The 13166-nt window shown below is 70.7% G+C and carries 15 protein-coding genes; 6 read left to right on the plus strand and 9 right to left on the minus strand.

The window, feature by feature from the left end:
• Positions 1–42 precede the first annotated feature (42 nt).
• The 4 genes from aztD to aztB are packed head-to-tail and all read right to left on the minus strand — an operon-like array spanning position 43 to position 4161.
• Positions 43–1221, minus strand: coding sequence for a zinc metallochaperone AztD (gene aztD, locus BBA86_RS10365; RefSeq protein ID WP_065571489.1), 1179 nt, complete (start codon positions 1219–1221; stop codon positions 43–45).
• A gap of 23 nt (positions 1222–1244) precedes the next feature.
• On the minus strand, positions 1245–2141 hold the full coding sequence (locus BBA86_RS10370; RefSeq protein ID WP_065571490.1) for a metal ABC transporter substrate-binding protein: 897 nt from the start codon (positions 2139–2141) through the stop codon (positions 1245–1247).
• Positions 2138–3319, minus strand: coding sequence for a hypothetical protein (locus tag BBA86_RS10375; RefSeq protein ID WP_065571491.1), 1182 nt, complete (start codon positions 3317–3319; stop codon positions 2138–2140). The genes BBA86_RS10370 and BBA86_RS10375 overlap by 4 nt, the downstream gene beginning before the upstream one ends.
• On the minus strand, positions 3316–4161 hold the full coding sequence (gene aztB / locus BBA86_RS10380) for a zinc ABC transporter permease AztB (protein ID WP_065571492.1): 846 nt from the start codon (positions 4159–4161) through the stop codon (positions 3316–3318). The genes BBA86_RS10375 and aztB overlap by 4 nt, the downstream gene beginning before the upstream one ends.
• A 54-nt stretch (positions 4162–4215) precedes the next feature.
• Between aztB and aztA the strand changes: the two genes are divergently transcribed.
• The 3 genes from aztA to BBA86_RS10395 are packed head-to-tail and all read left to right on the plus strand — an operon-like array spanning position 4216 to position 6959.
• Positions 4216–4917 carry a zinc ABC transporter ATP-binding protein AztA gene (gene aztA, locus BBA86_RS10385; RefSeq protein ID WP_065571493.1) on the plus strand — a complete coding sequence of 234 codons (702 nt, stop codon included), beginning with the start codon at positions 4216–4218 and terminating at the stop codon, positions 4915–4917.
• Entirely contained in the window at positions 4914–6596 is a 1683-nt protein-coding gene (gene pgi / locus BBA86_RS10390) for a glucose-6-phosphate isomerase (RefSeq protein ID WP_065571494.1), read from the plus strand. The genes aztA and pgi overlap by 4 nt, the downstream gene beginning before the upstream one ends.
• 12 nt (positions 6597–6608) lie before the next feature.
• The gene (locus BBA86_RS10395) at positions 6609–6959 is read left to right on the plus strand and encodes a hypothetical protein (protein ID WP_141677860.1); all 351 of its coding nucleotides are present in this window, start codon (positions 6609–6611) and stop codon (positions 6957–6959) included.
• Positions 6960–7030: 71 nt separating this feature from the next.
• Here the strand turns inward: BBA86_RS10395 and BBA86_RS10400 are convergent, their stop codons facing one another.
• Positions 7031–8272: an HNH endonuclease signature motif containing protein gene (locus BBA86_RS10400; protein ID WP_065571496.1), complete on the minus strand. Its 1242-nt coding sequence runs from the start codon at positions 8270–8272 to the stop codon at positions 7031–7033.
• 93 nt (positions 8273–8365) lie between these two features.
• On the opposite strand from BBA86_RS10400, the gene BBA86_RS10405 reads away from it, so the two are divergent.
• The gene (locus BBA86_RS10405; protein WP_065571497.1) at positions 8366–8998 is read left to right on the plus strand and encodes a hypothetical protein; all 633 of its coding nucleotides are present in this window, start codon (positions 8366–8368) and stop codon (positions 8996–8998) included.
• Between the two features lie 241 nt (positions 8999–9239).
• Positions 9240–9611, plus strand: a complete 372-nt coding sequence (locus BBA86_RS10410) for a VOC family protein (protein WP_065571498.1) — start codon at positions 9240–9242, stop codon at positions 9609–9611.
• Positions 9612–9614: 3 nt separating this feature from the next.
• On the opposite strand, the gene BBA86_RS10415 is transcribed toward BBA86_RS10410, so the two are convergent.
• Positions 9615–10193, minus strand: a complete 579-nt coding sequence (locus tag BBA86_RS10415) for a hypothetical protein (RefSeq protein WP_065571499.1) — start codon at positions 10191–10193, stop codon at positions 9615–9617.
• Positions 10194–10224: 31 nt separating this feature from the next.
• Positions 10225–10776 (minus strand): helix-turn-helix domain-containing protein, encoded by a 552-nt coding sequence (locus tag BBA86_RS10420; RefSeq protein ID WP_065571500.1) that lies wholly within the window; start codon positions 10774–10776, stop codon positions 10225–10227.
• 67 nt (positions 10777–10843) lie between these two features.
• Between BBA86_RS10420 and BBA86_RS10425 the strand changes: the two genes are divergently transcribed.
• A complete protein-coding gene (locus tag BBA86_RS10425) occupies positions 10844–11785 on the plus strand; it encodes an NAD(P)/FAD-dependent oxidoreductase (protein ID WP_065571501.1) in 942 nt (313 codons plus the stop codon).
• Here the strand turns inward: BBA86_RS10425 and BBA86_RS10430 are convergent.
• Both BBA86_RS10430 and BBA86_RS10435 read right to left on the minus strand, forming a co-directional pair.
• Positions 11765–12406 carry a YdeI/OmpD-associated family protein gene (locus tag BBA86_RS10430; RefSeq protein WP_065571502.1) on the minus strand — a complete coding sequence of 214 codons (642 nt, stop codon included), beginning with the start codon at positions 12404–12406 and terminating at the stop codon, positions 11765–11767. The genes BBA86_RS10425 and BBA86_RS10430 overlap by 21 nt on opposite strands.
• Before the next feature lie 32 nt (positions 12407–12438).
• Positions 12439–13140 (minus strand): NRDE family protein, encoded by a 702-nt coding sequence (locus BBA86_RS10435; protein WP_189318455.1) that lies wholly within the window; start codon positions 13138–13140, stop codon positions 12439–12441.
• Between the last annotated feature and the right edge of the window lie 26 nt (positions 13141–13166).

Below are 13166 nucleotides of genomic sequence, written 5' to 3' on the forward strand. Positions count from 1 at the left end.
GGGAGACAGCACTTCGCGTCGGCTCGACGACGTGCGGGGGTGTCAGCCGACGACGGCGATCTCGTTCGGGACGTGGTCGAGCTTGACGGTCTTCGCGATCTCGTCGCTCGTCAGGTCGACGACCACGATCTCACTGTCGGCGGGGTCGGTCACGTACGCGAAGTCGCCCGCGACCTTTACCGACGGGTGCGGGTCCTGCCACTCGGCCGGGCCCTCCCACGGGTCGACGACGGACAGGGACGAGACGATCTCACCCGTGGCCGGGTCGATCGAGTGCAGCTTGCCGTCGGTCCCGATCAGGACCGCCTCGGCGTCCGGACCGCGGCCGACGCCGCGGTAGGTGTACTCGACACCCTTGGGCAGCGCGACCTTCTCGAGCGTGTTCGCCTCGGTGTCGATCAGGGTGATGTTGCGCAGGAGGTACCCCTCGGCATCCGGATCGTCCTTGTAGTCCATGACCACCAGCGGGCTGTTCTCAGAGACGTAGGCGTTGCCCATGCGGCCGTACTCGTCTGGCGAGGCGAGCTTCGTGATCTCGCCGTTCTTCACGACGAGGGCGCCGTTCTCGCAGCCGAACACGAGGGTCTCGCCCGTCGCGGTCCCCTCGCCGTGGACGCCGGGGCACTCGTCGTTCGACGCGATCTCGTTGCGGTCCTGGTCGAGGACGCGGATGCCGGTGCGCCCCGACTCGTCGCCGACGGTCGTCAGCAGGGTGCCGTCCTCCAGCTCGACCGAGACGCCGTGGTGCGCCGTGACGCCGGGGATGACCTCGGCCTTCGGGAGCGCATCGCTCGTCTTCGCCAGTTCGGCGGAGTCGAAGATCGTCGTGTCGCTCGTCGCGTCGTCGTACAGCACCGTCTTCCCGGCGTGCGAGACGACGTGACCCGCGGTGTCCGCGGGGACGACCAGGTCGGTCAGCTCGGGCTGCTGAACGTCCAGCAGCTGGAAGCCCTTCGACGTGGTCACCATGACGTGGCGGCCGTCGCCGGCCGAGTTCAGCCGGATGAAGTCCTCGGAGTCGAACTCGCCGAGGTTCTCATAATCGTCACCGCCGAGGACGAGCACGCCGCCCTCGTAGGCGACCGCGACGCGCGGTCCGGCCGGTGCGGTCTGCGCGGCGCTGCCGGCGGGGTCGGATGCCGGCTGCTCGGCGGACGCGCAGCCCGCGAGTATCAGGGCAGCGCCGCCCGCCAGGGCGGCGAACTGCAGGGTCTTCTTCATGGGTTTCCTTTCCAGGGAATGCCTCATGGGGTGAGGCCGTCGGCGATGCTCTGCAGGTTGCGTCGCATCATGTCGAGGTAGGTGCCGCCCGGCGAGCCCTCCGGGGCGAGCGATTCGGTGAACAGCGAGACGACGTCGACGTCGCGGCCGGCTTCGTCGGCGAGAACCCGCATGAGCCGGTCGGGCTGCGAGGAGTCGGCGAAGATCGTCGTCACGCCGGCCTCGTCGATCGCGTCGACGAGGCTCTGCAGGTCCGACGCGCTGGGAGCGGCGAGGGTCGTTCCGCCGGGGATCGCCGCGCCCAGGACCCGCACGTCGTAGCGCCGGGCGAGGTAGCCGAAGACGTGGTGGTTCGTGACGAGCGCGCGATGCTCGGCGGGGATCGCGCCGAGGGTGTCGGCCATCTCGGCATCCAGCGTCTTCAGCTCGTCGAGGTACGTCGCGGCCGCGTCGTCGACGACGGATGCCTCGACCCCGTCGATGCGTGCGAGCTGCGGCGCGAGCGCCTCGACGACGCGGGCGGTCTGCGTGGGATCGGTCCAGAAGTGGGGGTCGACGGCATCCGAGTCGGCGTAGTCGAGCGGCTCGATGTGCTCCCCCGCCACGAACGACGGGACGCCGTCGGCGATCGCCGCGTCGACGTGGTTCTGCACGCCCTCTTCAAGCCCGAGCCCGTTGGAGACGAGGAGATCGGCGGTGCGCATCCGCGCGGCTTCGCGTGCGGACAGCTCGAACGAGTGGGGGTCGCTACCGCGCGGCATGAGGGTGACCACGTCGACCTCGTCGCCGACGAGATTCGCGGTGATGTCGCCGAGCAGGTCCGTCGTCACGACGACGGTCGGGCGGTCGGGTCCCGCGGCTGCGCACCCGGCGAGCGCGGCGACGGCGGCGACCACGACCGCCGCGAGCGCGCGCCTCATCGACCCGTCTCCGCGACGAAGGCGGGCGCGTCCGCCTCGAACGTGCGCGCGATGCGCGCGGAGTCGGCGTGGTCGATCTCGAACATCAGATTCTCGGCGGGTCCGTTCAGGTAGGTGCGGTTCGCATCGATCTGCAGGGTCACACCCGCCGCGAGGACGGGATCGGCGAGGGATGCCGCCACGAGTGGCTTCGTGCGGGCGAGGGTCTTCCCGCTCTCGCCGTCGATCACGAGCACCTCGCCCTTCTCCGTGAGGGCGACGACGTGCTGGTCGGCGTCGTCGACCGCGGCGACGCGGGCGAGCGGCTCGCCGGCATCGATGCGGGTCCACGTGCGTTCGCGGGTGTCGAGCAGCCAGAACCCGTTTCCGCCGGAGAGGCCGGCGACGGTCGGCCGGCTCTCGCGCGCCGCGAACGACACGGCGCGGTCGGCGCCCGCGGGGTAGGGGATCCGCTCGAACGTGGTGCCGTCGGCCTCCGTCACCGCCAGCACCGCGCCGTCGGCGCACCCGACGACGACGCCCACGTTCGTGGCGATCGAGCCGGCGGGGTCGTCGCAGGAGACGGTCTCGACCTCGGCGCCGGTCGCGTCGACGTGTCGGAGACCGTCGGCATCCGTCACCAGGGCACCCGTCGGGAGCGGGACGACCATGCCCGCGCCGGCCGGCACGTCGAGCCGGAAGCGCTCCTCGATGCGGCCCTTCTTGAGCGCGTCGAGGTCGAGGAGCACCGACTCTCCCCCGTCGAAGTACACGCCCGCGCCGAGGTCGCTCGCGACGACGGTCGGGTCGCCGTCGCCGGCGAGGTCGCCGAGGACGGCCGCGGGAGCCTCGTAGTAGTGGAAGTGGTCGACGTGGTTCCACGTCCAGACGCCGCTGTCGACGATCCCCACGCCGCCGTCCCGGCCCGCGTAGAGGAAGCGACCGTCCGTCTCGAGCGAGGTCGGCGGGGCGATCTCACCGAGGGTCTCGTTCGTCTCGTCGAGCAGGTCGAGGTGGTGCACCTCACCGGCCGGGGTGACGCTCGTGAGGTGCAGCGCCGGCTCGGCGAGCTCGGTCGCGCCGGCGATGGCGCCGTGTCCGTCGCCGGACGGTTCGGGGGCGGACGCCGGCGTCGACTGGCAGCCGGCGAGGGTCAGGGCGAGGAGGGGTACGAGGGCGATAGGGACGCGGCGGTTCATGCGGTCCTTTCGTCGAAGGTGGGGCGGGTGGGACGGATGAGAGCGCGGATGCCGGTGGACACCGCGCCCGAGCAGATAGCCGCGAAGGCGACGGTGGCGCCTGCGGCCGTGCCGAGGTGCCACGACAGGATCAGGCCGACGGCGACGGAGACCGTGCCGATGACCGCGGCGAGCGCCATCGTCGGCACGATGCGGCGGGTCCACGCGCCGGCGGCGACGGCGGGGCCGAGGAGCATGCCGACGACGAGCAGCGATCCGACGGCCTGGTAGGCCGAGACGACGGCGAGGGTCACGAGACCGACGAGAAGGATGTGCGCGAGGCGGGGCCGGAGACCGAGCAGCTGCGCCTGCCGCGGATCGACGGCGAGGGCGACGAAGGAGCGGTGGCCCGCGGCGGCGACAAGCAGGGTCACGGCCGCCGCGACGGCGAGGAGCACGAGGTCGCCCCGCTCGATCGCCAGGATGTCGCCGAAGAGGATGGCCGAGGCATCCGTCGCGAAGCTGCGCGAGGCCGAGATGACGATGACGCCGAGCGAGAGGCTCGCGACGAAGAGGAGGCCGATGCTCGTGTCGGCCGAGAGCCGTCCGCGACGCTGGAGGGCACCGACGCCGACCGACATCGCGGCGGCGCTGACAGCGGCGCCGGCGACGGGCGGGACGCCGGTGAGGGTGGCGATCGCGATTCCGGGGAGCATGCCGTGAGCCATCGCCTCGCCGAGGAAGGCCATTCCTCGGAGGACGACCCAGGTGCCGACGACGGCGCAGACGACGGCGACGAGGGCGCCGCCGATGAGGGCGCGCTGGACGAAGGCGACGGCGAACGGATCGAGGAGGACGGACACGGTGCCCGACTGTACACGTAATTGAGAACGGTTTTCATTTGCAATACTGGACGGATGCACAGCTCGGATCCGGTCATCCGCCTCCGCGACGTCCGCGTCGACGTCGAGGGGCACCGCGCCCTCGACGGCGTCGACCTGGACGTCGCCGCCGGCGCGCTGACGGCGGTCGTCGGGGCGAACGGGTCGGGCAAGTCGACGCTGGTTTCCGTACTCGCAGGGCTTCGCACGCCGACCGCAGGCTCGGTCGACATGCGCGAGGGGACGGCGATCGCGCTCGTCCCGCAGCACACCGCCGACAGCGCACGTCTGCCGCTGACGGTCACAGATCTCGTGTCGATGGGTCGCTGGCGTGAGCGCGGCGCGTTCCGTCCGCTACGGCGGAGCGACCGGGCGACCGTCGCCGAGGCGATCGACGCGGTCGGGCTGACGCGGTTCGCGTCCCGTCCGCTCGGCGCCCTCTCGGGAGGCCAGCGTCAGCGGGCGTTCCTCGCACAGGCCCTCGCGCAGCATGCGGATCTTCTCCTTCTCGACGAGCCGACGAGCGGTCTCGACGACGCGTCGCGGCGAGCCGCGGCATCCGCTCTGCGCGTCGCGACCGACCGCGGCGCGGCGGTCGTCGTGGTGACGCACGATCTCGGCGAGCTCGGAGACGTCGACGCCGTCGTGACGCTCGCGGCGGGTCGGATCGTGGATGCGCCGACCGCGCACGACACGCGGGCGCGGAGGGGGTGGAACGTGAGTAGCGTTGAGGGGTGACCAACGCTCCGATCGATGCCACCACCACGTCCGCCTGGGCTGAACTCGAGTCGCTGAAAGCCGACTTCACCCCCGATCTGCGCGGCTGGTTCGCGGCAGACCCGGAGCGCGTCGCCAAACTGACGCACGACGTCGCAGACCTGCACGTCGACCTGTCGAAGAACCTCGTGACCGACGAGATCGTCGCGGCCCTCGTGCGCCTCGCCGAGCAGGCCGGCGTCGCCGAGCGGTACGCCGCGATGCTCGCGGGCGAGCACATCAACACGACCGAGGACCGAGCCGTGCTGCATACGGCGCTCCGCCGTCCCACCGACGCGACGCCGAAGCTGACGGTCGACGGCCAGGATGTCGACGCCGATGTGCAGGGCGTGCTCGACGCGATGGCCGAGTTCGCCGGCCGGGTGCGCAAGGGCGATTTCACCGGCATCACCGGCAAGAAGGTCGAGACGGTCGTCAACATCGGCATCGGCGGATCGGACCTCGGCCCCGTGATGATCTCGGCGGCGCTGGAGCCGTACGCGGATGCCGGCATCTCGGCGCGCTTCGTCTCGAACATCGACCCGTTCGACATCGCGTCGAAGACGAAGGACCTCGACCCCGAGACGACGCTGTTCATCGTCGCGTCGAAGACGTTCACGACCCTCGAGACGCTGACGAACGCGCGTCTCGCCCGTGACTGGCTGTGGGAGGGGCTCGCGTCGGTGGGGGCGATCGACGGCAGCGACGAGCAGAAGAAGGATGCCGTCGCCCACCACTTCGTCGCCGTCTCCACCGCGCTCGACAAGGTCGCTGAGTTCGGCATCGACACCGCGAACGCCTTCGGCTTCTGGGACTGGGTGGGCGGCCGGTACTCCGTGGACTCGGCCATCGGGCTGTCGCTCGTGATCGAGTTCGGGCCCGACACGTTCCGCGAGCTGCTCGCCGGCTTCCACGCCGTCGACGAGCATGTGCGGACGACGCCGCTGGCCGAGAACGTTCCGGTCCTGATGGGTCTGCTGAACGTCTGGTACACGAACTTCCTCGGCGCGCAGTCGCATGCGGTGCTGCCGTATGCACAGCAGCTGAGCCGGTTCGCCGCGTACCTGCAGCAGCTGACGATGGAGTCGAACGGCAAGTCGGTGCGGTGGGACGGCTCCCCCGTGACGACCGACACCGGCGAGGTGTTCTGGGGTGAGCCCGGGACGAACGGGCAGCACGCGTTCTACCAGTTGATCCACCAGGGCACGCGGCTGATCCCGGCGGACTTCATCGCGTTCGCGAACCCCGCCTACGCGCTGACGGACGGCGACCGGGATGTGCACGGCCTGTTCCTCGCGAACTTCCTGGCGCAGACGAAGGCGCTGGCGTTCGGCAAGACGGCCGAGGAGGTCGAGGCCGAGGGCACGACCGGTGCGCTGGTCGCGGCACGGACGTTCCCTGGCAACCGTCCGACGACGTCGATCTTCGCGCCGTCGCTGACGCCGACGGTGCTGGGTCAGCTCGTCGCGCTCTACGAACACATCACGTTCACGCAGGGCGCGATCTGGGGCATCAACTCGTTCGATCAGTGGGGCGTCGAGCTCGGCAAGCAGCTCGCCATGCAGATCGCGCCTGCGATCGAGGGCGACGACGACGCGTTCGAGTCGCAGGATCCCTCGACCAAGTCGCTGCTGGAGTACTACCGCGACCACCGGGCCTGAAGCTCAGGCGTCGTGCGGCGCCTCGAGGTCGAGGTCGGCGGCTGGGAGCACGGCTGTTGTGGCCCTGAGCTCGTCCGGTTCACGAGGGTGGAATGGACGGTGACCGTCGCGCCTGACGGCCGCCTCATCGAGACGCACCACGACCTCGAGGACCTCGACGTGACAACGGTGATCGGCACGATCGTCGATCTGGAGGCTCTATCCGCCGGTGGATCCCGCGCCCGGATTGCGCGCGTACCCAGTGGGAGTGCGCTCGGCGGAATGGATGGAGCCGACCCGGGAGAAGTGGTCGAACTGAACACGGATCGACCAGTCGATGTCTCGGAGAACCGCTTCATCGTGACGGTCGACGTCGCGGACTGAGGTCGAGCCGCCACGGTGGGCGGCACCGTTCGCCGACCCTCTGCCTCTCGCTTCGGCACGTCCGCTGACCACTAGAACGGTGGCGGTCCGGGCGGGTCGGTGGTGAAGTGCGGGATGCGTCGTTCGGGGTGGACGAGGTAGACCCGGCCTGCGGGTGAGGTCCATTCGAGCGCGCCGCCGGATTTCGCCTTCACCCGCCAGTCGGTGTGGTGCTTCAGGGTGTGGTGCCCTCGGCAGAGCGGGGCGAGGTTGTTGGCGGCGGTCTCGCCGCCGTGGTGCCAGTCGATGGTGTGGTCGAGGTCGCACCGGTCGGCGGGGATCCCGCATCCCGGGGCCATGCACCGGGCTGCCCGCCACGCGACGAGGCGGCGAAGGTCGGCGGGTGGTCGGTACTGTTCTCGTCCGACGGACAGGACGACCCCGGTTTCGGGGTGGGTGAGGACCCGCATCCATCCGGATGCCGCCCCGCAGAGTTCGCGTGCCCGGTCGAGGGGGATCGGCCCGACGCCCTCGACCTGCGCGGCCGGGCCGTCGCCGGTGAGCAGGGTGAACGCGGGAACGGTGACCGCCACTGTCGGGCGGATGCCGCGCGCGGTGTCAGGGAGGGATCCGGTCTCCCCGTCGATGAGCAGATCCCCGAACACGTCGGCTCGTTTCTGGTCGAGAGACCGCTCATCGCCGGGCGCGTCGAGGGTCTTCGCGATCGCGGTCAATCGTCCGTGGATCGCGTGCGCTTCCACGGCGGGCAGATGCGCAGTCAGCCACGCCATCCCGTCCACACCGGCGTCGACGCGCACATGCCGGTGGGCGACGGCGGTGGCGTGCCGCTCGGTGATGGTCGCTTCCCGCTCCCGGTCGACGATCCGCTTCACCGTTCGCCGGAACGGGCCGGTCGGCATCTGCTCCGCCCGTTCGAGCACCTCGGACACGAGCTCATCGCGGACGATCTCGAGTTCGTCGAGGCCGTCGACGAGGATCGTCGCGTGCGTGTCGGTGATCCGCGCGCGACTCATCGCCTCCCACACCCGTGGGTACCGGTACACGAGCGCCCGCCCGATCCCCATCAACCGCCCCGCGGCGTGCTCTGTGATCCGCAGCGCGGACGCCACTTCCAGGCGCACGGATCGTTCGACCAGGACCGACGCCCCCTCATCCCGATTCGCGGCTCGGATCGCGTCATCCCACAGGTCCACGATGCACCGGTACCGTTGCGCCGCGTGGATGGTGGCCATGTCCGCGCTCATCACCACCCAATCCAGGGTCGTCGGGATCCCCTCGGGGACCTCTTCGACGAACGGGGATGGGCTGGACATAGTCCCAGACTAGGAGGGGGTTCCGACATCGCTTTCAGCGCGATACGGCCGCCGGCCCGACCGCGCTCCGACCTCACCCGGTAGCGTTCAGGCATGCGCGGACGCAGACTGACCTGGACCATCGGCGGCGCCGGACTGATCGCCTGCGGGGTGGCGGGCATCCTGCTGAGCGTGACCCTGGGCACATCGTTGACCGACGTTCTCGCCTTCTCCGTCGACCTGCTCTGGGCGGCTGCGGTCCTCGTCTTCGCGATCGGCACCTCGTCGCACGACAGCGTCGTCGCTCGTCGCCCGCTCGGGATGATCACGCTCGCGCTCGTCGCCCTCTGCCCCCTCCTGGTGCGGGGCGTCGGCCTCTTCCAGAACCCGGACGACCCGACTCCCCTGATCCCGTGGGCGGTGACGACGTTCGTTCCACTCGCGCTCAGCCTCGTCGCCGTCGTGCAGATCGGTCGCGCGGGGGTGGTGTCGAAACGCTGGCGCTGGGCTCCTGCCGTGGCCCTCGGGGTTTCGCTCGCGTGCGATGGGCTCAGTGTGGTCGCCATCGCAGGGCCCGACCAGGCCACTGCCGTTCAGTTCGTCGGGCTCTCATCCGCGCTCGGCGTGATCGGCTTCCTCACCCGCACACTCGGACTCGGGATCGTCGCTCTCCTCGCCGTCGCGTCGGAGCGACCGGCCTCCGTCCCCGTCTACTCGTCGCCCTCGGAGCCCGCGCCGGGCTCCTGACCTGCGCCGCCCGCCGCCGCGCGGAGATCCTCGTTCCCGAGGACGTTCGGCGCGCGCAACCTCCGCCCGGACGCAGATCTCCGCTCGAACACAGAACTCCGCTCCAACGCAGATCTCCGCGCCGACGCAGACCCCTGCACCGGATCACACCTGAAACCACAGCGCGCGAACCGAGCCCGACCCTGGACAACCGCGGCCACGAGCGCGACCCTGGTCGCACCCCCGGACGAAGGAGACGGCCATGTTCCAGAACGACGGCCCGTACAGCGGATTCGCCGTCGACGACCTCGATGCGGCGCGAGCGTTCTACGCCGACACCCTCGGCCTCGACGTGTCGACGCTCGACAGCGGCTTCCTGCAGCTGAACCTCGCGTCGGGCGGCACGGTGCTCGTCTACGGCAAGCCGCACCACGAACCCGCGAGCTTCACGATCCTGAACTTCCCCGTCGACGACGTGGAGGCCGCTGTCGACGACCTCAATGCCAGAGGCGTCGAGACCGCGATCTACGACGACATGCCCACCGATTCGAAGGGCATCATGCGCGGTCACGGCCCGACCATCGCGTGGTTCCGCGATCCCGCAGGCAACGTCCTCGCCGTCCACGAGCGCTGAGGCTCAGGGCTCCCAGAACCCGACCGCGCAGAGCAGCCGCGTCTCGTCATCGGCATCCGCCGGCGGATCGATCGCGGGCGGGAACACGCCCCACTGTCGCCACTCGTCGGCGTGCGGAACGACGTTCTCGTTCAGCCCCGCGATGAGCTCGGGCGACAAGTTGAACGGGATGCCGAGATGCTTCGCGATCAGCCACGCCTGGAACGCGCGGTACGTCGCCAGATGCGCGAACCCCTCCTCGGCGGAGTAGTCGCCGTACTGGAAACGGAACGTCGTCGCCGCATCACCCTCGCGCACGGCGGCCGTCGCCGTGTCGTTCAGGCGGTCGTACGACGCGATCGGATTGTCGCCGAGCAGGTCGGCGTTCCGGAATTCGTCGCCGTCGGCGAGCGACTTCCCTGCGAGCACGTCGGGAATCCAGGCCTCGTCGTACGCGTGCGCGAAGACGATGTCGCGGAAGGTGGGATCGGGAGTGGACGTCCACTCCTTCGGCGCCGGCTTCGACAGGTCGGCCGGGTCGATGCGATCGATGACGGAGCGCAATGCGGCATCCGCTTCGAGAAACAGTTCGTCGGTTCTCATGGCGACACCGTACGACCGGCCGCCGACACTGTCACGACCCGTGCACGTGAATGCGCTCGCCCGATGCGCTGAAGATGCTCACCACCTCGGCAGGGCCCTCGGCGGTGGCGCTGATGCTGTGCGGCAGGCGGGTGTCGAACTCCGCCGCCTCGCCCGCGCCGATCCGGTGCTCCGCACCGTCCAGCATCAGCCGGATCGTGCCGCTCAGCACGTAGAACCACTCGACCCCGTCGTGCACCTTCGGCGGCGGAGCAGCGGAGGCCGCGGCGTACCGGATCTTGTAGGTCTGCACCGGCGAGTGCTCGAGCGTCAGCGGTGCGACCACCATCCCGTGGCGGCGCTCGGTCGCACGGCGTACCCGCGGGTCGACGGGCTCCCCGCGCACGAGGTCGTCGAGACGCAGGTCGAGCACGGAGACGACCGGAAGCAGCAGTTCCAGGGATGCCTGCCGTCGCCCCGCCTCGAGCCGGGACAGCGTGCTGACCGACATTCCCGCCTTCTGCGCGAGGTCGGCCAGCGTCCAGCCGCGCTGCTGCCGCGCCGCGCGCAGCCGCGGCCCCACCCGGGTCAGATCCGTCGTCATGACCTTGATTTTGCCATTTCCGCAAACCACGTTGCTGGATGAGCCCAGAACGAGGGACCGTGGAGTCATGACAGACACCTTCTACGACGCCGTCATCGTGGGCGGCGGCACCGCCGGACTCAGTGCCGCGCAGATGCTCGGTCGCGCGCGCCGCCGCGTGCTCGTGATCGACGCCGGCGCTCCCCGCAACCGCTTCGCTGCGCACATGCACGGCGTGCTCGGACACGACGGCCGCTCCCCCGCCGAGCTGCTGCGCACCGGCAGGGCCGAGGCGGCGGCGTACGGGGTCGAGTTCCTCGACACGACCGTCACCTCGATCGACGACGCCGGCGGCCACCTCTCTGTCGCGTACGACGGCGGCATGCTCGCCGCGCGCGGCCTGATCCTCACCACCGGCGTCGTCGACGACCTCCCCGACGTCGCGGGTCTGCGCGAGCAGTGGGGGCGAGGCGTGATCCACTGCCCGTACTGCCACGGCTACGAGGTCGGCGGGCGCCGTCTCGGCGTGCTCGCCACCTCGCCCGCGAGCCTGCACCAGATCGAGCTCGTCCGGCAGTGGAGCGACGACGTGACCGCGTTCACGGCGGGTCTCGGCGCCGTCGACGACACGGTCACCGCTCGCCTGGCGGGCCGCGGCATCCGCCTCGTCGACAGCCCTGTCACCGAGCTCCGCACCGAGGGCGACGTCGTCACGGGGGTGCTCACCGTGGACGGCGCAGCCCACCCGATCGACGCGCTCTTCGTCGCACCGACACCCCGTCTGCACCTCGACTACGCCGCGAACCTGGACCTCGCGATCTCGAGCGAGCCGGGCGAGGGCCTCCACGTCGACGTGCGCGGCGCGACGAGCCACCCGCGCGTGTTCGCCGCCGGCAACATCGTGACCCCGTTCGGCAACGTTCCTCTCTCGATGGGTCAGGGATCCATGGCGGGCGCGGGGCTCAACGCGGCGCTCGTGATGGAGGACGCCGCCTCAGCCCTGCGCGACTCAGCGACCCTGCGCGCCTGAGGCGGCCTCGGCGGCGCGGGCCAGCCACGCCGGCGGTTCGCCATAGCGCTGGAACGGCACGAGCCTGCCCGCCGCGCAATCCGCGACCAGCATCGCGAGCCGGTCGGCCCGGGTCTGCTCGCGCTTCGCACTCTGCAGCCAGTTCGCCACGGCGCGTCGGTACGAGGGGATCGCTTCATCCCAGAACGCCTGAGCGGCCGGGTTCGCGGCGAGGGATGCCGCCTGCTCGGGCGTGAGCTCGTTCCGCTGCTCGTGCGAGTAGACGCCCGACAGGCCCGCGGTTCGTCGCTCGAAAGCCGCGAGCCCCGAGGGGTGCATCCGCCCCTCGGCCTGCAGCCGCTCGATGTGCGCGATGTTGACGGCGCTCCAGATGGACCGGGGCTTTCGGGGCGTCCACCGCTGGATGCGCGCGCCGTCGCCGATGCCGCGGCTGACGGAGTCGATCCAGCCGAACCGCAGCGCTTCGGGCACCGCGTCCGCCCACGTCAGTCCCTGCCGCGGATCGCCCTTGCGGTAGAAGATCGTCCACACCTCGGCGGCCGTCTCATGATGGGCCTCGAGCCAGTCGCCGAACTCCGTCGCCGAGGCGAAGAAGATCGGGTCGGATGCCGGTTCCACCATGGTCGCGACGGTATCACCGGCATCCGACGCGGTCAGCGCAGCTGCAGGCTGTTCCAGGCGCCCGGCTCGTCGAACTCGCCGTAGACGACCTCGGCACCTTCGGCGGAGACCGATCCCGCGCAGACGAGGAGCGACAGCGTCGGGTAGCCGTGCGGGCGGTTGTCGCGGATGATGGCGCGGTCGTCGGTCGGTTCCAGCGTGGTGGTGCGCTCGAGCGCGCCGAGCCACTCCGCGATCCAGTCGTCGCCGGTCGGCGCCGCGAATGCGTCGTGCCACGCGACGATGCGTGCGGTCTTCGGGTCGTCGACGTCGTCGTGCGCGATCATGTGGACGCCCGGTGCGAGATCGACCGTGCGGACGGACTCACCGTCCCACATCGCGACGCGGGCATGGCCCGGGGTGACCGTCAGCAGGTTGAAGCCGTGCGTCGATGGGACCTCGGGCAGCCCTCGCCCGGCCGCGGCGTCGAGCACGATGTGCCCGCGCGAGCCGGTCGCGAGCGAGTCGTCGATGAGGTCGGCCCGGTTGAGCACGACGGCGAGGCGGGATGCCGACGGGTCAGCGGCCAGCCACGCACCGCCCGCTCGGGTGTCGCGCACGCCGATGACTCCGGGCAGGTCGGGCCACCAGGGGCCGAGGGGATCCCACGCTCGCGCCGGATCCTCGTCGCGGACGGCCAGAACGCGGATCGCCGCCGTGGCGTCCTCCGGAACGTGGACGATCACGGTGCACATCGTGGTGGCCTTTCACGTCCGACCCC

The organism is Microbacterium oleivorans (genome assembly GCF_001691565.1).
GTDB classification, from domain to species: domain Bacteria; phylum Actinomycetota; class Actinomycetes; order Actinomycetales; family Microbacteriaceae; genus Microbacterium; species Microbacterium oleivorans_B.